The sequence below is a fragment of the Candidatus Chloroploca asiatica genome, assembly GCF_002532075.1.
In the GTDB taxonomy this organism is placed as follows: domain Bacteria; phylum Chloroflexota; class Chloroflexia; order Chloroflexales; family Chloroflexaceae; genus Chloroploca; species Chloroploca asiatica.
The window spans coordinates 63,505-80,694 of record NZ_LYXE01000078.1 but is presented as its reverse complement, the minus strand read 5'-3'; the positions used below and the strand labels follow the sequence as shown (position 1 = coordinate 80,694).

Genomic DNA, 17,190 nt, shown 5'->3' with positions numbered 1-17,190 from the left:
TAGGAGCGCGTCCAAAGTGACGGAAGTTTCCGCAAGACGGCATAACGTTCGCGTAGCTCGTGAGAGGTGAGACCCTTGACCGCCTTCACCACGTCGGCAGCCGAAACGCTCGGCCAAACGCGCACGAACAGATGGATATGATCGGGTTGGATCGCCAGCTCCACGATCTCCCATCCCTGCTCGGCGCACTTCTGCTCAATCAGCCGCCGACAGTCTACGGCAATCGCATCTTTGAGGACAGCCTTGCGGCGCTTCGGCGTCCAGACGAGGTGATAGAGGATGAGATGAACCCGGTGTTCGTCGCGCTGGTACTCCATCGCCCTGCCTTGCAGTTGTTGATTTCTATGTTGACAGGATAGCATAGAATGACAACAACCGCAAGGATGTTCGATGTTCTGGCTAAAGCCAGCGAGAAACCCGCCTAACCGCACGCCCTAAAGGGCGGCGGCTTGCGGCGGGTTCCCGAAGGTCAACCCGGCGGCAAGCCACCAGACCGGCTGCGGCTGATCGGGCAGGGGAACCGGGTTGGGCTGAGGCGCGTGGACATCCAGCCAGTAGGCTGCCAGGAAAAAGCCCCAGAAGAAACCAACATAGCCAAACCAGTAGAGCAATCTTTCTTCACCTCGTCGGTTTCATCGTATGGTATCCGCCCGACAGATGTGTGGATCATCCGGCAGGTAGCGCACCATCAGCCCTCCTCCCACCGGCACGGCGTCGTACAAGTGTTTGTTCTGCTCGGCGCGGAGGATGCGTTGAAAGCCTTTACCTGGCATTTCAGCATTGAAGGCATAGGCGACGAAGTAGGTCGTGTCGCCATCCGCATCGGTGTCGATCCATTTTTTGAACACGATGCCCTGGGTGATTTGCCCGCCTATGCGCAGGCGACTCATCTTGACGATGCCGATGATGGACGACACAATCATCGCCAGGCCAATCAGCGTGAACAGTCCGCCTATGCCGCCGAAACCGAGCAACACGGTCAGCGAGGGGGGCGGTAGTTCCGCCTTGACCGCCGAAAGCGACGGGCCAGCAGGCCAGTAGAGGATCTCAAGCGTTTGGCCGACTTCCAGGCGACTGAACAATGCGCTGCTGACATTATCCAACCCTTGAAAACGGGTCGTAGCGCCCTCAAAGGAAGCCTGGAAGTGGTACGCAACATAGTATCTGATGGAGTCTTCGTCGGAATCAAAGTCCAGCTCCGTGATGACGGCAACAGCGGGAAGGCCTTCACGCGACAGGCGGTGATAGGCGCTGCTGTCGCGGAGATAGGTTCCCACCCCTACCACCAGGAACAGGGCGCTGAATAGCGTCCAGGCGAGGAAAAAGAAGAGTGTGCAACCCGAAGCCTCCAGCGGCTGACTGGGCTTCGGCGCGTGGAGATCGGCCAGTTCGGGCGGCAGATTGGCTTGCGTTGGGATTGGGGGCGGCGCGGCGGTGTGGCTGCCCGTGTGTGGGGGTGCCTTGGCCTGCGACACGTGCAGCACTGCGCCGCAGTCCGGGCAACGAGCATCGTTTTCGCGGATGCCTGCTCCGCACTGCGGGCAAGTTTTTGTGGGTACGTGCATTGACTGCCCCCGCAAACCTGGTCGAACCCGCCATCGTCGTTCGGGCCGTTGCACATGAAATCGTCGCGGGTGTCGTCGCTACCCTGTGACGCCCCCCAGTGATTGTACCAGATCCGGGGTGCCGTGCTGCACACGCCGGTCACCGTCCAGGGCTGATGCAACGTCATTTCGATCGTCCGCAGATGACGCAGATGACGCAGATTACTGCGTGTCATCTGCGGACACTATCGAACCCTCCTGGGACTTTGCATCAGCCCTGGGTGGCAATGTAGGGCGATGGCATCTTCTGTGTATGCACCCCTTGCGGGCACCCGCAAGGGCACCCGCAAGGGGTGCCCGTACACCGAGCCCGGCCCCCAGCCCTGTAGGGGCACCCCTTGCGGGTGCTCGGTTGGTGGCGGGTGCCGCCGGGGAATCGGCGCGATCACCATCACTGTCGTCACCCAGGAGACCTGGAGCAACCAGGAGGCCGGGGCCGTCGCGCCGGAGCAGGCGACGGTGCGGGTGACCTCTACGCTGCGGTGGGATGCGGGCATGGGGCGGTGGTTGATGGTGGCGAGTGAGCAGATGGGGGTGTGATTGGCGTGCATACCACAGGAGCGTTGAAGATGCCCTTGCCCGTTACCCACACGTTCCTGATCGGTCCCTACGCCCACGCGCCGCAGCTCAACGTCCTGATCACCGCCGCCGATGCGAGTGTGGTGGCGGCGGTGCTGCGCGATCCGCAGTGCGGTGGCTCTATGATCGCGCAGGTGACGCTAAGGTAGAGCCGATCAGGAAGTGCCAGCAACAGAAAGCGGCTGTTCGGCACTACGCCATGTGCGAGCATATTGCGGCGCATCCGTGTTGCCCAAGCGCGCGAGGTGTCAGTCCTGCTCTTGACCTCAACGATGAGCGTAATCTGTCCGTCAGGGTTATAGGCTACCAAGTCTGCTATCTGTGACATACTTATTGCCCTTTTTCGAACATACGTGCGCCGTTCTTTTGGTCTCGCTGAATTGTAGCACCTTTCGATGCCTTTGCAAAGCACGGGCATTGATAAGCGGCGGCTAACGCCCGCGCATCAGCCGCCGGCCAAAGGACCACACGCTGGATTGGAGCCACGTCCTGACTGATTCTGGTTTTCAAAAAAGCCCCGATTCGCCGGTCGTGCTGCATGCGCTTGTTGGGCCGGAAGGACGGTAGCTTCAACGAGCATCCCTTAGGACTCATTCGTCGTTTGCCGCCGTAGGTGTCTTTGCACGGCCACATCGTAGGCTTCAGCCAATAACGGTTGCACGGTGTGATGAAATGTATCATCACTGGGGTTGAGAACACAGACCCACGACTGTGGGGCATAATCAGGATGGGGCATGATTGTGTCCAACGCGGTAAAATCGTACGCGTTGACATCAACCTTGCCGGTGCCGAACAACGCCTGAAAGGTCGGCTTCCGCACGCCGATGTTCAAACGGAAAACACCCGGTCGGTCAAGATTCGAAACGCGGTCATACTCGTTGTCGACACTCGCAAGGGTGGCGAACGGGAGCTTGCGCTCCGAGTCGTAGAAAAAGAAGGTATAACTATAGGCCGTGGTCGTTTCAACATCCGCAAAGGAATCAGTGATGTATTGGGTCATTGCCACTTCATCCATACCGGTACCTCCATACAACGCAGGCGACGAACACGAGCAGTTGGACAACAGAAGATCAGTTTATCATGCGCGTCAACAAATCGCTGCTAGAGAACGCACCAGCGGCTAACGGTCACGTTAGCCGCCCCGCTGGCAGCCGTCTGAAGCGCGACGAGCGCCGGCACGCGACGACCCTAGCAAACTGCGAGCGTTCGCCGTCGAGCGGTGGAATGATCGTGTTGATGGCGACGATGACTCCGAGCGTGAAGGTGGAAATAGAACGCCGCAGTTTGCGGCCCCAACTCGCGCCCAGCTCCCGCCCGCGCCAGCGGGGTCGGCTGCACGGGGTGTTGGGCCGCTGAGGGAAACTGTTTTTTTGCTTAAAACAACTCATCTAATAAAATGTAGTACCGTATCTTCGCCCAATCTGGTTCGATTTCAAGTAGGTTAAAGAGTAAATCAACATACGCTTTGTCATTGCCTATGTCATGTTGGATGGACTGGACACAAAATGCGATGTCGTACCATTTATCCGCTTTTCCACTTCTTCCTAAATCGATGAGGCCACTGATACGATCGTTTCTGATAAATATATTGCTGTCGCCAAAATCACCGTGCGAAAAGACCAGTTCTTCGTTTGGTTTATGGGTTTGCAGAAACGCGTAGAGCGCATCTGGATCAGCAAAGGGCGTATCATCTTCCCAGTTTTCTGTATTGATGTCAGCGAGGTTGTGGCGGAGGAAATATGCTAATTCCGCAAGTCGATAGTCTACGCTGCTATCAAACGGGCAGTCTTCGATACGTATCGCATGAAACCGCTTAATCCCGTCGCTATAGATGTGTACCATGCGTTTTGGGTCGCGATGGTGTTTGTAATCTTCAGATCCTACGACACCGTCAACGGCACGCATCAGTAAAAACTTGTTACCTTCGTACTGTTCGAAGTGCAGGACTTCAGGAACAGGTAATTGTCCTTGTAACCAAAGCATGACATCTTTTTCCCGCTCAACATCGTAGGTCGTTCCATTATACTGGCGAGGTGATACTTTCAAATACAGATGGTCATTACGTCCGATTAATTGATACACACTAGCCGGGGACATCCCCGCTGTATCCGGTACAAAACGGTATGTTCTGGTCAGGTTGCCTAATTGGTTGGAGAGGTTGAGCGTTCCCATTAGCGTATGTTCCCCGGCATATTCAGAACACAAAAGCGCGTTTTGCTTCTAGGTTCTCTCTAGGAGAGAGACACATACATGCGCTATGGTACCATACCACGGCGATGTGGATGCAGCCCAGGAACAGGGAATCGGTTGCTCGAACGAGACTCTTTCGTACCCCAAAGCTGTGGACGCAGCACCGAATCAGGGACTCGGCTGCAGGATGGAGGTGATGACACAGCGGGTAATTCGGAGACGAGAGTATAACTCTCCTGCGTCATCTGCGGACGATCAGAATGACGTTGCATTAGCCCTGGGTCACCGCCGATTGCATAGGCTCATCCTGAGGGTCAAGGTATGTGCGCCAATTGGAACAGCCGCCGGGCAACCATGAAGTACCAGACGATGCTGGCAATCCCGCCAATCATGGCGAAGATCATGGCAACGTCAAACAGGGCCGGGACAAAAACGGAGAGGATTTCAAAGACCAGCAGGAACCCAAAGCCCAGCATGCCAACATAGGCGCTGGCCCGGCTGAAGATGCCGCCGCGCAGCATCACCCAGGCCATCAGCAAACTGGCAAGCAGGCTCAACGCAAAAGCCAGGAAGGTGCCAGGGGTATGGCTCTCCCCGACCGCCAGCATGGCTTCGCCTGCGGCCACCAGGGCGGCACGTTGGGCGTCGTCGGTGGCCGTGGCGTACCGGTTGCTGAGTGCCAACATTGCAAAACTGCGGTTGGTGGCAAAGAAGACCGCTCCGCCAATCGCAGCGATGACCAGCGCCAACCCCGCCCATCCGGGGTTGACCGTGCGGTGCGCGGCAAACAGGGCAAACGAGAGCAACACCCCCTCAGACGACGAGTTTGTCGAAATCCTTGCGCTGGAGGTAGTGATAACTAAGCAGCTTGCCATCAAGCACGATGCCAAAGACGCCATAGGGACTGGGGGAGTTTTGCTGGAGCTCCTGGGCTGTTTGGAAGGTCACCACCTGCGCATGAAGGCCTTTCTCGGCTGCGAGTTCCAGGATGATGTTGGTGGCATCCTCAATGTAGGGGCATTGCGGCGTGCGAACCACCGTCAAGCCAGCGCCGAAGCGCGCCTGGCGCGCTTGCCAATCATTGGGGAACGTGGGAAGTGGCCCGTCGTCAATACGCTGCACCAGCAAACGAAAGGAGGGTGGGGCCTGCCCGACCTCCTCGAAGCCGTGCTTGAGAAAGATCTCCTTCTTTGCCAGCCAGACGCCGTCGCTGGCCACCATCACCACGCCGTGTTTGTGCTGGGCGCGTGCGTCGTCAAGGCACATGTCAAGCAACTGCGCTCCATACCCCTTGCCTTTGCCTTTGCCCACCACCCATACGCAATGAATGACCAGATAGCCTGGCGCGTGAACGGCTCGCCAGGCAAACTCGCCGGGGATATACTCGATGAAGCCCACGGTTCGCCCGCCAACCTCGTGAACCATGCGCAACGTCAGCCCCTCGGCAAAGCGCGCCGCCAACCACGCACGCTTCTGCGTATACCCAGGAGCCTTGCGCTTGCTCATGTAGCAGAAAAAGCCCTGCTGATCGACATTGTCGGCATCTACCGTGATAATTTCAAAGGCCTGATCCATTGGTGCCTCCGTACCAAGCTAGCCTGTAAAACCTAAAAGCTTATAAACAGATCGATATTATTAAACAAATATACAATATTTGTGCACTAATATTTGACGCTCGCTCAGCCCGCCTCACGCCCGCTACCGGCGCTCTCGGTGAACAGAGCCTCCCACGAGTGGAGTGCCCGCAGGTGGGCGGTCTTCTTTTCTTGATGGCTCTGCATCCGTAGCAGCACCCCGTCCAGCAGCCGCACGGCCTCGGCGATGTACGGCCCCTTGTTGAGCATCACACACTCGGCCCGGACGGCGAGCGCCGCATCGCTGACCTCGGCGCGTGACGGTAGCCCCTCCTTCGACAGATTCTCCAGCACCTGGGTCGCCCAGATCACCGGCGTGTGTGCCGCCTCGCACAGCCACAGGATCTCCTCCTGCATCTCCGCCAAACGCTCGTAGCCCAGTTCCACCGCCAGGTCGCCACGGGCGATCATCACCGCGCTCGGCTGACGCCCCGCGGCCTGAACGATCAACGCGGGTAGCTGTTGCACCGCCCGGCGGGTCTCAATCTTCAGCACCAGCGCTGGCGGCTTCCCGTCGCCCACATGCTCAGCGAGCGCGTCCTGGAGCAGGGCCACGTCCTCAGCCGACTGCACAAACGAGTAGCCGACCATGTCGGCGTGCCGCGCAATCACGGCGAGATCCGCCCGGTCTTTCGCGGTGAGCGGAACGATCGCGAGGTCGGTTCCTGTCAGGTTGAGGCCCTTATCCGAGCGGAGCTTCTTGCCCTTCAGGGGAGCGTGGGTGATAGCGAGCAGTGCGCCTTCTTCCCGCAGTTCCACGACCCGGGCCCCAAGCTTCCCATCGTCAAACCAGACCTCTGCGTCGAGCGCGAGTTGGCCCACAACCTCGGGGATGGTACACGCAACCCTGGGGAGATCCGTCGGCGCAGACGACTCGAGGTCGTGTACCAGCAGGAGCCGGTCGCCGATGAAGAGGCGCTCTCGGGCTTCTTTCGCGGGCCGAACGGTGCGCACCTTGGGCCCGGCTACATCCATCAGCACGCGCAACCGCCGCTCACCACCGACTGCCTGCTCTGCCCGGCGCAGATTGGCGATCATCGCCTCCCACACCTCCGGCGAGTCGTGGGCGCAGTTGATGCGCACGCACTCGGCCCCGGCCTGCAGGATGGCCTCGGCAAATGCCGGGCTCTCGGCCGCCTCGCTCGGCACCGTGACCATGATGCGCGTATTGCGTCCATTGAGGCCGGGGCCGAAGAGGCTTGCGGCCTCCCGTGCGATCGCCTCTCTGCCCGCCGCGAAGGTGACGCGGCTGGGAAAGGCAAGGGCGTCAGAGGCACCCGGATCCGTTGCCCTGACGAGCAGCGCCAGAAGGGCGTCGAGGGTGGCAAGCACGTGGGCCTCGCTGCGGCCCAGGGACGAGAGCCCGCGCACAGCAAGGCGCTCCTGGAGGGGCCGCAGATCGCGGCGGCGCAGGGCAAGGTAGCAGGCTAGGTTGTGCGCGGCCGGCAAAAAACTTGGGCGGGTAATGGCGGGCTGCCACTCGTCGAGCAGCATCCCGCCCTCGACCAGCACGTCGGCGCGGAGCGCCCCCACGGCGTCGCGGAGGTACTGCAGGTCGGCACCGACAAACGGCCAACGCTCGGCGTCAGTCATCGTGATCCTCCGTAGCTACGTGCGGGCGGCGGCTTGCAGCGGGTTCCAGCGTATGCTCGCGGTGCATACTCAGGAGCGCGTAACTGCTGGCGTTCAGGCGCGCAAGCCGCCGCTATCCTGCTAATCATTGACGTCGTCGTCGTCGTCGCTGCTGGCCTCGTCCTCGTCGTCCTGATCCTTGTCGTCGTCCTCGTCGTCGTCCTCGTCGTCCTCGTCCTCAGCCTCAGCCTCAGCTTCAGCGCTTGTGCCGTGCTCTTCGGGGAGCGCCTCCTCGGGATGCTCCTGATCCGACAATGCGACAAGGTCTCCGGCAGTCTCAGCAGATGTAGCAACTATGGACGCCTGTTGCTCGGTACCCATAACGAAAACTCCTCTCAGTAGAGCGATTTGAGAAACGTACGCTGAGTATAGCGAATCCTCCTTAAGAACAGGTTAAGGAGAGCCGATTTCTGCTTGCCAGCCCGCACCAGAAGGTGCGCGAGCAAGCAGACGGTCGAGCACGCTCAACTGCGCCGTTACCTGCGGATCGGCGACGCGAAACCATGGCAGATAGCACTGCACCGGTGCGTCCAGTTTCACCTCACGGGCACGGGTAGGCCATAGCCTTGACAACCCGTAACGCACGCAAGGTGACCCACTTGCTCGGCTTGCCTCGGCGCTCGAGGTCGATCCACATCTTGCCAGTGAGCGCGTTTTCAAGCTTCCAGCGCCCCTGCGCGTCTTGCTTGTCCAGCAGCCACTGATACGCTTCCGCCAGGCGCGGATCATGGCCATAGCCTAACGTAACCAGGACGGTCAGAGTCTCCAGGATATCGCTCCAGTAGCTGAGCGGGAAGCCCAGCCTGAACCATGCCGTGCTGATCTTGCCCGTGAAGGGATAGTCGGCGCCGGCCAGGTTCGTGCGCAGCAGCAACTGCGCCCCCTGCGCGATGGCCTGCTGGAGTAGCGGTGTACGCTGAGCCATTGGCACGGCGGCGAGCGCCTTCATGGCTTTGGTTGCGCCCCAGGCGCACGGCTGGCCCGCGTTGATCGCGCAGGCGAATCCTGGGCCGCTGGTGCCGGATTGCTCGTAACGGATTGGCTCCTCGCCCGTGATCGCGTGTATCTGCCACACCAGCGCTTGCTGCACTCGCGGATCATCCAGCCAGCCTAACCGGATCAGGCTGGCGAGCAGATTGCCGTTCAGGCAATGGACGACGTTCCTCGGCACGGGGTTGTTGGTATTGCTGCATGCAAAACCGCCATTGGCGGCGATCGTGTGGTTGAGCAGGTACGCACAGCCGCGCTGCACGCGTGCATCACCTGGGTCAGCACCAAGCTCGCCGAGGAAGATGATCTGCCAGGCGGTGCCGCGATACTTGCCATAGCCGCCGCCGGGTTTGTGCCAGTAGCCGTCGGGATGTTGCGCCTCTAGAATGGCGGGTACCGGGCCGTACTGCATCACCGCCGCCTGCGCCGCAACGACCTCGGCAGCATCGGCGGGCTGGTCGAGCAGATCACGTAACGCGAACAAGCGAATGCCTGGATTGACGGAATCCGGCTCTAGCAACCAGGCACGTGAGTCACCATTCACGGCGTTCAGCCAGGACATGAAACCTCCCCTCGAGCGACCCAGAAAGCGCCGCGTGCTGAGCATGGGGCGCATTGAGCACGAGCAGCGCACACGCAGGCTTGCCGCGCTCCCTCGGCGTTGGGCCTTGGCACGCAGCGATGACTGCGCTGAGTGTACCCCAGCGCTGGGCATCCGGCGGTGAACATGCCGCTACATGGCGCAAAGATTCTTGCACGGCGAGTTGATTGCACCCCCTTTAAAATTGCAGTGTAAATACGCTGAAGCATTCTCTTCACTCATAAATAGTAAGCGATCGGCAAAACAGGCTCTTCGAGCATTAGATACCCTCTTCTCCTCCCTCCAGCAGCGCGCCTTTCGCGGGGAGTTGTAGGCGCGGGATGGCACCTACCATCCGTGCATGGCGACCGCGCATACGCGCATATCGGGGTGGCAACGCCATCACTGTCATTCCGAACGCAGTGAGGAATCTTCGCTGCGGCGCATGGAAGACCCCTCGCTGCGCTCGGGGTGACAAGGAGGGCGCAGCGGGGTGACAGGGAGGGCGCGGCGGGGTGACATGGAGGGTGCGGCGGGGGGGCCAGGGACGCGCGGCGGGGTGGCAACGCCAGCCATGTCATTCCGAACGAAGCGTAGCGCAGTGAGGAATCTGACAATGCAGCGCACCCTGTATGGCAGGTTGGCGGTATAGATAGAGTTAGTCGCAGTATGAACGGGGACAGCCATGCACTACTATGTCTGCATCATGGCCAGTTTCCGTCGGATTCTCTACATTGGAGTCACCAGTGACTTGCAGCGGCGGGTGACCGAGCATCAGCAGCAGGTATTACCGGGTTTCACGACACGCTACAAGGTCAACCGCTTGGTCTATGTCGAGAGCACCACCGATGTCTGGGCGGCGCTGACCCGTGAGCAGGAGCTTAAGGGCTGGTGCCGCGAGAAGAAGATCACGCTGATCGAGGGGTTGAACCCGAAGTGGCTTGACTTAAGCCTGGATTGGGAGTGACAACGCCCCCGCTGTCATTCCGAACGCAGTGAGGAATCTTCACTGCGGCGCATGGAAGACCCCTCGCTGCGCTCGGGGTGACATTGCTGGCGCGGCGGGGTGCCACGGCGGGCGCTCGGGGTGCTACGGCGGGCGCAGCGGGGTGACGGAGGATGCCTTGGGGTGGCAAGGGCGCGCGGCGGGTGGTGCCAACGCCAGCCATGTCATTCCGAACGCAGTGAGGAATCTTCACTGCGGCGCATGGAAGACCCCTCGCTGCGCTCGGGGTGACAAGGAGGGCGCAGCGGGGTGACAGGGAGGGCGCAGCGGGGTGGCAACGCCATCACTGTCATTCCGAACACAGTGAGGAATCTTCGCTGTGGCGCATGGAAGACCCCTCGCTGCGCTCGGGGTGACAAGGAGGGCGCGGCGGGGTGACAGGGAGGATGCATTGGGGTGGCAAGGACGCGCGGCAGGAGGGCAAGGGTGCGCGGCAGGAGGGCAACGCCAGCCATGTCATTCCGAACGTAGTGAGGAATCTTCGCTGCGGCGCATGGAAGACCCCTCGCTGCGCTCCTAAGAAACAAACCGTGTTGTCGGCTCCAGCGTGTCCTCTGTCATTCCGAACGGAGCCGTAGGCGCAGTGAGGAATCTGCACTGATCGTCATGGAAGACCCCTCACGTTCGTTCGGGGTGACATGGGCGGGCCGGTGCAACACACTGGTTTCTCTCGGCACCACTGGCCCGCGGGCCATTTGATACTCGGGGTGACAAGGCGGGCGCGGCGGGGAGCAAGGAGGATGCCTTGGACTGGCAAGGAGGATGCCTTGGGCTGGCAAGGGTGCGCGGCGGGGTGGCAACGCCAGCCATGTCATTCCGAACGCAGTGAGGAATCTTCGCTGCAGCGCATGGAAGACCCCTCGCTGCGCTCGGGGTGACAAGGAGGGCGCGGCGGGGTGACAGGGAGGGCGCAGCGGGGTGGCAACGCCATCACTGTCATTCCGAACGCAGTGAGGAATCTTCCCTGCGGCGCATGGAAGACCCCTCGCTGCGCTCGGGGTGACAAGGAGGGCGCAGCGGGGTGACAAGGAGGGCACGGCGGGAATTGCAATGCGTTCCCTAAGCCTGTCGAAGGGAACACGTCGATAGCACTGGTTGAAGCTCTACGCCTACGCATCGCTCGCCGATAATGCTACAATACAGCAGTATGCCTATGTCGTCACGAGGAGCCATTATGGCAACGATTACGCTTGAAATTCCTGATGCGCTAGCCGAACAGATTGCTCAGATGCAGGATCGGTTGCCCGAATTGCTGTCACTCAGCCTCAAACAACCAGCATTACCGGCGGCGACCTATCGCGCTATCCTTGCCTTTCTAGCCTGCAACCCTTCTCCAGCCGAAGTGGATTACGCTTGCCGCGTTTGTGGCAACCGTGTTTGCGGCGAATCTGGCGATTACGATGATTGGCATCGTGCCGGTTGGATTTGGTTTGGTGGCTCCCGCCGGCGATCCTAGTGACGCGTTTGACGAAACCAGACGGGAGGAACTAAAATGTTTGGCCCCCGAGGATGTACGGTTATTTGCTCGTGACAACCCTGATGCCATTGTTCAAAATCGCGGATGATCGTCGGATGATCATCGTTGGAAATCAGGAGCATGCCGAGATGCTTTTGCAAATGCGTACGGGCACGAAAGCCGTCAAATGAGGGTGCATTGCGATCAAGATCAACATAGACAGGAATCGTCATACCCGAGTGGATGCTTTCTGTATCAGCCGCTAAAACAAGATAACCACAAAATTTTGATGGTGCAAATGTGCGGGTAAGCGGATCATAAACAAAATACAAAACCGTACGTTTCCCCCAAACAGCTTGAGCATCTACATGGTGAATCTGCTCGTTCCAGGTTTGTATATTCAGCATTACTTCCAGCATATTCCCCACAAAATGCAAGCGCCGCTGATCCATTGCAACAACTGGAGCAATCAGAGTGAACACCCGCTCTACCTCCCGATCTGGATAAAGATCAGGATACGCTTGTATAAGATCTATTGATAAAGCATTTAATTGTTTAATTTGAGCAGCTGTAAACTGCGGAAGCAAGGTTGTCTGAAACGATTGCACCCCCATCTTCCGCATCAAAAAAATCATATTGGCTGCGAGATGAGAGCGCCCATAGGCGACATGTGGGCTGACCATAGAGATAAAGGTGTCGTGATGCAGCTTCGAATTCCGCGCATGAGCAACCAGAAACTTTGCATGGTTTGCGACCGGATCCGCACGACTGACTTCAAATTCAACCCACACCGCGTGTCGTCCATCGTTATGGCGAAACAGCACATCAACTCGCGATGAATAGCCCATACGCCGCTCAAATGTTTCTGAAAGAAGGCGTTGTTCGGTGTGACACGTCCAGCCGATTGGACATTGCTGCTTAAACATAGTCTGCAAATATTCAGCGAGGAAGCCCATCGTCTGCACTTTCTAGTTGCTCGCAGTGGCTTAGTTGTAACATCAGGATATCAAGCGGCTTCAATCGTTAGTTTCCCAACGGCGTAAAGCATGAGCGGGAACTGTAACTACTCCTCGCGTCGTACCGTCTGCGTCAAAAAACTCCACACTATATCCCATCTCTTTACCCAGGAGTTCATGACGATCAACGACGGTACCGACAGCGCCGGCAAACATCCCCTCTTCCGGCATATCAATCAACAACAAGACATCCTCATAGAGTGAAAACTCCATCATAACGCCTCTCTCTAAAAACGATACCAGGATTATCACATTGGTGCTGACCGATCTTCCACCCGCATGGCATAAGTTGGTACGCCCTGTGTGACGGTGCTGCCCACGGGAACGCTCATGCCCGCGCAGGTGAAACCCGTTGGGGGACGACGGTTTAGATCCTCACTTCCCAGAGATCCCGCTCGGGCTGATAGTGCTGCGAGGATGTTCCCCCGACACCGTGGTAGTGCAGCATGCCAGCGTGGGTCATGATCTGCTTGTACTGCATATAAATGGAGGTACGATAGTGCTGGGGCTGGATCTTGCGCCAGACCAGAAAACCCTGGTCGTCAAGCAATGTCGCAACATCACCCGGAAAGAAGAAGACCAGCGGGGTGAGAAGTTTGTCGAACCGAGCCGCCGTTTCCACGAGGACGGGCATTGGTACCGGCTGATGCGGGCCGATCTGCGTGAGGATCTCGTTCAAGAACCCGGCAATGGGATCGCGGAGCAACAGGATGCGCAAGACCGCTGCCGTACGCGGATCAAGGTCAACGAGCGGCTGCCGCTTGATCGCGGCACGATGCAAGGTGGCGAGTTGCGCCGCGGGCGGCAATAAGCTGGCACAGGTACGCCCCAGCGGACTGAGGCTGATCGCTCGCCCCTGGATGACGAGCAAGCCCAGTTTTTCGGCTCCATGCAAGGCTGGCTTGAACAGGCGGGGCATCACGGGATAGTGCTGGCGCACCATGGCTTCGAGCTGCGCAAGCTCAACCGGCGCAAGCCCCGCCTCGCGTTCCCAGGCATACAGGCAGGCGGCACAGGCGAGATAGTGGGTCGGGAGATTGTAGCTAAACTGGGTGCGCAGCGCGCTTCCGGTTGAAAACTGACGCCGAATATGCTCGGCATGCTTCAGCAGGGGCAAATGAAGCACCGGAGGCTCCAGGAGTTGCCGCGTAGCGGTTGGCAGCGCGAGGATGCCCACCCCTCGTTGCCGGGCAAACGTGAGCAGATCCGGTGAAGGGGTGCCCGCGACCGCCATGAGCACGGCGTGAAAGCCGTAGCGATAGGTCTCGGCCTGGGCAAGGCCTTTGAGCCAATCCGCTTCACCTTTGGCTTCAACCGCAAACATGGTTGACCCATCAGCGAGACGACCAACCAGATCTGGATGCGTGGCAAACGCATCAAATTGAAGGGTGAATCGCTGAAATGGCTCTAAGGACGGGTCGCCGATCAACGACGGATGCGCATCAGTATAGAGATCCAGGATCGGTTGCCCAAGCAACCCGTGCGCCTGGAGCAACCGACGGGTTTCACGAATGACCTCAATCTCGCGCATAGCGTATCCTCAACATGGCAGGGACGATGCTGATGCTATTGTACCAAGCTTACCCGCTTGCTGGAACCCTCGCCCTAAGTTGCTCTGCACAGGGTAAGTGACGAATACACACGCACCCAAACCGATCGGGACACCCTTGACACCGGGATCGAGGCGCCCAAAAAATTCTATGCCTGAAAGCCCCAGGGCGATTGCATCTTCCGTGTATGCACCCCGCCAAGGCACCCGCAAGGGCACCCGCAAGGGCACCCGCAAGGGGTGCCCCTACCGGGCCGGGGCGCGGGCCCGGTGTAGGGGCACCCCTTGCGGGTGCCCGGGGCGCGGGCCCGGTGTAGGGGCACCCCTTGCGGGTGCCCCGCCCCGGTACGGGTACCCCTTGCGGGTGCCCCGTTGTATCCGATTTCGTATGATGCAATCGCCCTACCCTCGCTCCCAGGGATTGTGTCGGTCTGGGCTGATGTGCGGTACAATATGAGCATGATAGCGATCACTACACAGGTGATAGGGAGTGCCGATGAGCAGTGTCATTCTCACTGATCCCTCTTTTGATGCCCATACATGGCATGGTCATGTGGAGATAGCATCGCGTCTTGTGGCGATTCGGCAGGGGATTACTCGGTCGGGTTTGCATCAGCAGTTGCAACATCGCTTTCCTCAACCTGCCGCTGAGGCGTGGCTTGAGGCGGTGCATACGCCACGTCTGTTGCGGTTGGTACGTCAGATGGCAAGCTATGGTGGGGGGCAGTTTGACTCAGATACCTATGTGACTGCGGACTCGTGGGACGTTGCGTGTCTTGCCGCCGGTTCAGCGGTTGGCGCGGTCGAGGCGGTCGCTGGTTCAAATGTGCGCCATGCTTTTGCGCTGGTGCGTCCACCAGGGCATCATGCGACGCCCGGGCAGGCGATGGGATTTTGCCTGATCAATAATATTGCGGTTGCGGCACGGTATGCGCAGCGTCAACTCGGGGTACAACGGATTGCCATTGTTGACTATGATGTGCATCATGGCAATGGTACCCAGGATATCTTCTACGACGATCCGCATGTGCTCTTCTGTTCGACCCATGCGGCCCCCTTTTACCCGGGCACTGGTAGTCTGGCCGAGATGGGTGATCGAGTTGATGCTCTGGGTCAGACACTCAATGTGCCATTGCCCTTTGGCACTGGTGATCGAGGGTATACTACGGTCTTCCGCGAGATCATTGCCCCTGCCTTGCATCGTTTTCAGCCTGAGTTGATTATGGTTTCGGCTGGGTACGATGCCCACTGGTCTGATCCGCTCGGGCCGATGATGCTTTCGGTTGATGGTTTTGCGGCCTTGAATCGCCAATTGCTTGATCTGGCTGATGAGTTGTGCGATGGTCGTATGGTGATGGTGCTCGAGGGCGGGTATAATCTTGAAGCCTTGAGTGCCTGTGTGGTTGCCTCACTTCGTCAATTGCTCGGCATGGCACCAGGGCCTGATCCAATTGGCGCGGTGTCCTCGCCGGAACCGATGGAGGAGATCCAACAAGTTATTACCACATTGCGGGCACGTCACCCGCTGTTAGGCTAGCATATGAAAATTGCCGTGATTAATTATGGGGCAGGCAATCTGCCCAATGCAGTGCGGGCCTTGCAGGCGGTTGGGGCGGATCTCTTTGTGACCGAGCGCCCCGAGGATCTGGCACAGGCCGAGGCAGTGGTATTGCCTGGTGTTGGTGCAACAGCGGATACAATGCAGAGCCTGCAACAGATGGGGATGGCCGCGGTGTTGCCCGACCTAGTGGCAAGCGGTTGCCCGTTCCTGGGGATCTGTGTTGGGATGCAGGTTTTGCTTGCGACAAGCACTGAATTTGGTGATCACGCGTGCCTCGGGGTTGTTGGCGGCGCCGTGCAACGGTTGCCTGACGAGGCGGGTAAAATTCCGCAGATCGGCTGGAATCAGGTTCACTATCGCCCAGCTTTTGCCGCGCATCCCCTCTTTGCGGGGATTCCCGATGGCACTGATTTCTATTTTGTCCATTCGTATTATTGCGCAGTCGATGATCCTGCGGTGGTCGCCGGTCAGACCGATTATGGCCTGAGTTTTCCGTCGGTGCTTATCCGCAACAATCTGGTTGCGGTGCAGTTTCATCCTGAAAAATCGGGACGTTATGGGCTCCAGTTGCTGCGTAATTTTGTCAACTTTGCTTCTCATAGTCGTGGAATATCTGGCACGGAGCTTGACCCTGGACGGGCCGGGCCTCCTGCCACTCCCTCAAACAGCTAATGGAAATCATACCTGCGATTGATCTGAAAGATGGACGCTGCGTGCGGCTCTTTCAGGGTGATTTTAGCCAGACGACGGTCTATAGCGATGATCCGGCCGCAATGGCCCAGCAGTGGGAGGCCCAGGGGGCCGCTCGGTTGCATGTTGTTGATCTTGATGGGGCGCGCGAGGGCCAATCGGCCAATCTTGAGGCCGTGCGTGCGATTGTGCGAGCCGTGACGATCCCGGTGCAACTGGGGGGTGGCCTGCGCCGCGAGCATGATATTGATGCTGTGCTTGACATTGGAGTTGAGCGGGTCATTCTTGGGACGGCGGCGGTTGAAGATGTTGCGCTTGTTTCACGCCTGCTCGAGCGTTTTGCTGAACGGGTCATTGTTGGGGTGGATGCCCGCAATGGCAAGGTGGCAACGGCTGGTTGGCTCGAAACGGCGGACGTCTGGGCGACTGATCTGGTGCGCCGAATGGCTGATCTTGGGGTGCAGCGCATCATCTATACTGATATTAGCCGTGATGGTACCCTGACCGAGCCGAATTTTGAAGCGATGGCTGCGTTGCTCGATCCCAATGGGCCGGCCTTGATTGCGAGTGGGGGCATCGCCGAGATTGCCCATTTGCAGCGCCTTGCCCGGCTTGGGGTCGAAGGGGCGATCGTGGGTAAGGCGCTCTATGATGGCAACATTGATCTGCCGCAGGCTCTTGCGGCGTTACGCTAGCGAAGGGT

Annotated in this window: 20 protein-coding genes; 7 read left to right on the top strand and 13 right to left on the bottom strand. The window is 59.0% G+C overall.

The genetic code is table 11. From position 1 onward, the window contains the following. From tnpA to A9Q02_RS09255, 3 genes are all read right to left on the bottom strand, one after another. Positions 1-317, bottom strand: a 317-nt coding sequence (tnpA, locus tag A9Q02_RS09260; RefSeq protein ID WP_097652225.1) for an IS200/IS605 family transposase, incomplete at its 3' end; no start/stop codon positions are given. A gap of 117 nt (positions 318-434) precedes the next feature. Next, positions 435-611, bottom strand: coding sequence for a hypothetical protein (locus tag A9Q02_RS24195; protein WP_172450824.1), 177 nt, complete (start codon positions 609-611; stop codon positions 435-437). 21 nt (positions 612-632) lie between these two features. Next, on the bottom strand, positions 633-1,565 hold the full coding sequence (locus A9Q02_RS09255; protein WP_097652223.1) for a DUF3592 domain-containing protein: 933 nt from the start codon (positions 1,563-1,565) through the stop codon (positions 633-635). A 276-nt stretch (positions 1,566-1,841) separates the two neighbouring features. On the opposite strand from A9Q02_RS09255, the gene A9Q02_RS09250 reads away from it, so the two are divergent. Further along, positions 1,842-2,144, top strand: coding sequence for a hypothetical protein (locus A9Q02_RS09250; RefSeq protein WP_141508801.1), 303 nt, complete (start codon positions 1,842-1,844; stop codon positions 2,142-2,144). A gap of 29 nt (positions 2,145-2,173) precedes the next feature. Beyond that, positions 2,174-2,332 (top strand): hypothetical protein, encoded by a 159-nt coding sequence (locus A9Q02_RS24190; RefSeq protein WP_172450822.1) that lies wholly within the window; start codon positions 2,174-2,176, stop codon positions 2,330-2,332. A 434-nt stretch (positions 2,333-2,766) separates the two neighbouring features. Here the strand turns inward: A9Q02_RS24190 and A9Q02_RS09245 are convergent, their stop codons facing one another. The 7 genes from A9Q02_RS09245 to A9Q02_RS09215 form a co-directional block, all read right to left on the bottom strand. Continuing rightward, complete coding sequence (locus tag A9Q02_RS09245) at positions 2,767-3,198, bottom strand: DUF6194 family protein (RefSeq protein WP_097652219.1); 432 nt, start codon at positions 3,196-3,198, stop codon at positions 2,767-2,769. A gap of 359 nt (positions 3,199-3,557) precedes the next feature. Further along, positions 3,558-4,355, bottom strand: a complete 798-nt coding sequence (locus A9Q02_RS09240) for an APH(3') family aminoglycoside O-phosphotransferase (protein WP_097652217.1) — start codon at positions 4,353-4,355, stop codon at positions 3,558-3,560. A 332-nt stretch (positions 4,356-4,687) separates the two neighbouring features. Then, positions 4,688-5,179 (bottom strand): DUF4386 family protein, encoded by a 492-nt coding sequence (locus A9Q02_RS09235; protein WP_172450820.1) that lies wholly within the window; start codon positions 5,177-5,179, stop codon positions 4,688-4,690. A 7-nt stretch (positions 5,180-5,186) separates the two neighbouring features. After that, the gene (locus A9Q02_RS09230; protein WP_097652213.1) at positions 5,187-5,948 is read right to left on the bottom strand and encodes a GNAT family N-acetyltransferase; all 762 of its coding nucleotides are present in this window, start codon (positions 5,946-5,948) and stop codon (positions 5,187-5,189) included. A 104-nt stretch (positions 5,949-6,052) separates the two neighbouring features. Then, complete coding sequence (locus tag A9Q02_RS09225) at positions 6,053-7,600, bottom strand: pyruvate kinase (RefSeq protein WP_097652211.1); 1,548 nt, start codon at positions 7,598-7,600, stop codon at positions 6,053-6,055. Positions 7,601-7,720: 120 nt separating this feature from the next. Further along, the gene (locus tag A9Q02_RS09220) at positions 7,721-7,960 is read right to left on the bottom strand and encodes a hypothetical protein (RefSeq protein ID WP_097652209.1); all 240 of its coding nucleotides are present in this window, start codon (positions 7,958-7,960) and stop codon (positions 7,721-7,723) included. 220 nt (positions 7,961-8,180) lie between these two features. Beyond that, positions 8,181-9,191, bottom strand: a complete 1,011-nt coding sequence (locus tag A9Q02_RS09215) for a prenyltransferase/squalene oxidase repeat-containing protein (RefSeq protein WP_097652207.1) — start codon at positions 9,189-9,191, stop codon at positions 8,181-8,183. Between the two features lie 724 nt (positions 9,192-9,915). Between A9Q02_RS09215 and A9Q02_RS09210 the strand changes: the two genes are divergently transcribed. Beyond that, on the top strand, positions 9,916-10,176 hold the full coding sequence (locus A9Q02_RS09210; RefSeq protein WP_097652239.1) for a GIY-YIG nuclease family protein: 261 nt from the start codon (positions 9,916-9,918) through the stop codon (positions 10,174-10,176). Positions 10,177-11,389: 1,213 nt separating this feature from the next. Next, positions 11,390-11,671 (top strand): hypothetical protein, encoded by a 282-nt coding sequence (locus A9Q02_RS24185; protein ID WP_097652205.1) that lies wholly within the window; start codon positions 11,390-11,392, stop codon positions 11,669-11,671. Here the strand turns inward: A9Q02_RS24185 and A9Q02_RS09200 are convergent. From A9Q02_RS09200 to A9Q02_RS09190, 3 genes are all read right to left on the bottom strand, one after another. Next, positions 11,668-12,627 carry a hypothetical protein gene (locus tag A9Q02_RS09200; RefSeq protein ID WP_097652203.1) on the bottom strand — a complete coding sequence of 320 codons (960 nt, stop codon included), beginning with the start codon at positions 12,625-12,627 and terminating at the stop codon, positions 11,668-11,670. The two genes, A9Q02_RS24185 and A9Q02_RS09200, sit on opposite strands and share 4 nt — an antisense overlap. A gap of 60 nt (positions 12,628-12,687) precedes the next feature. Then, positions 12,688-12,903: a DUF4926 domain-containing protein gene (locus A9Q02_RS09195; RefSeq protein ID WP_245860471.1), complete on the bottom strand. Its 216-nt coding sequence runs from the start codon at positions 12,901-12,903 to the stop codon at positions 12,688-12,690. Positions 12,904-13,054: 151 nt separating this feature from the next. Continuing rightward, on the bottom strand, positions 13,055-14,218 hold the full coding sequence (locus tag A9Q02_RS09190; protein ID WP_097652199.1) for a hypothetical protein: 1,164 nt from the start codon (positions 14,216-14,218) through the stop codon (positions 13,055-13,057). 514 nt (positions 14,219-14,732) lie between these two features. On the opposite strand from A9Q02_RS09190, the gene A9Q02_RS09185 reads away from it, so the two are divergent. Genes A9Q02_RS09185 through hisA form a run of 3 tightly spaced genes read left to right on the top strand, consistent with a single transcriptional unit; the run spans position 14,733 to position 17,182 of the window. Further along, the gene (locus A9Q02_RS09185) at positions 14,733-15,773 is read left to right on the top strand and encodes a histone deacetylase family protein (RefSeq protein ID WP_097652197.1); all 1,041 of its coding nucleotides are present in this window, start codon (positions 14,733-14,735) and stop codon (positions 15,771-15,773) included. A gap of 3 nt (positions 15,774-15,776) precedes the next feature. Next, positions 15,777-16,469, top strand: coding sequence for an imidazole glycerol phosphate synthase subunit HisH (gene hisH, locus A9Q02_RS09180; protein WP_097652195.1), 693 nt, complete (start codon positions 15,777-15,779; stop codon positions 16,467-16,469). Beyond that, positions 16,469-17,182: a 1-(5-phosphoribosyl)-5-[(5-phosphoribosylamino)methylideneamino]imidazole-4-carboxamide isomerase gene (gene hisA, locus A9Q02_RS09175; protein ID WP_097652193.1), complete on the top strand. Its 714-nt coding sequence runs from the start codon at positions 16,469-16,471 to the stop codon at positions 17,180-17,182. The genes hisH and hisA overlap by 1 nt, the downstream gene beginning before the upstream one ends. Positions 17,183-17,190 lie beyond the last annotated feature (8 nt).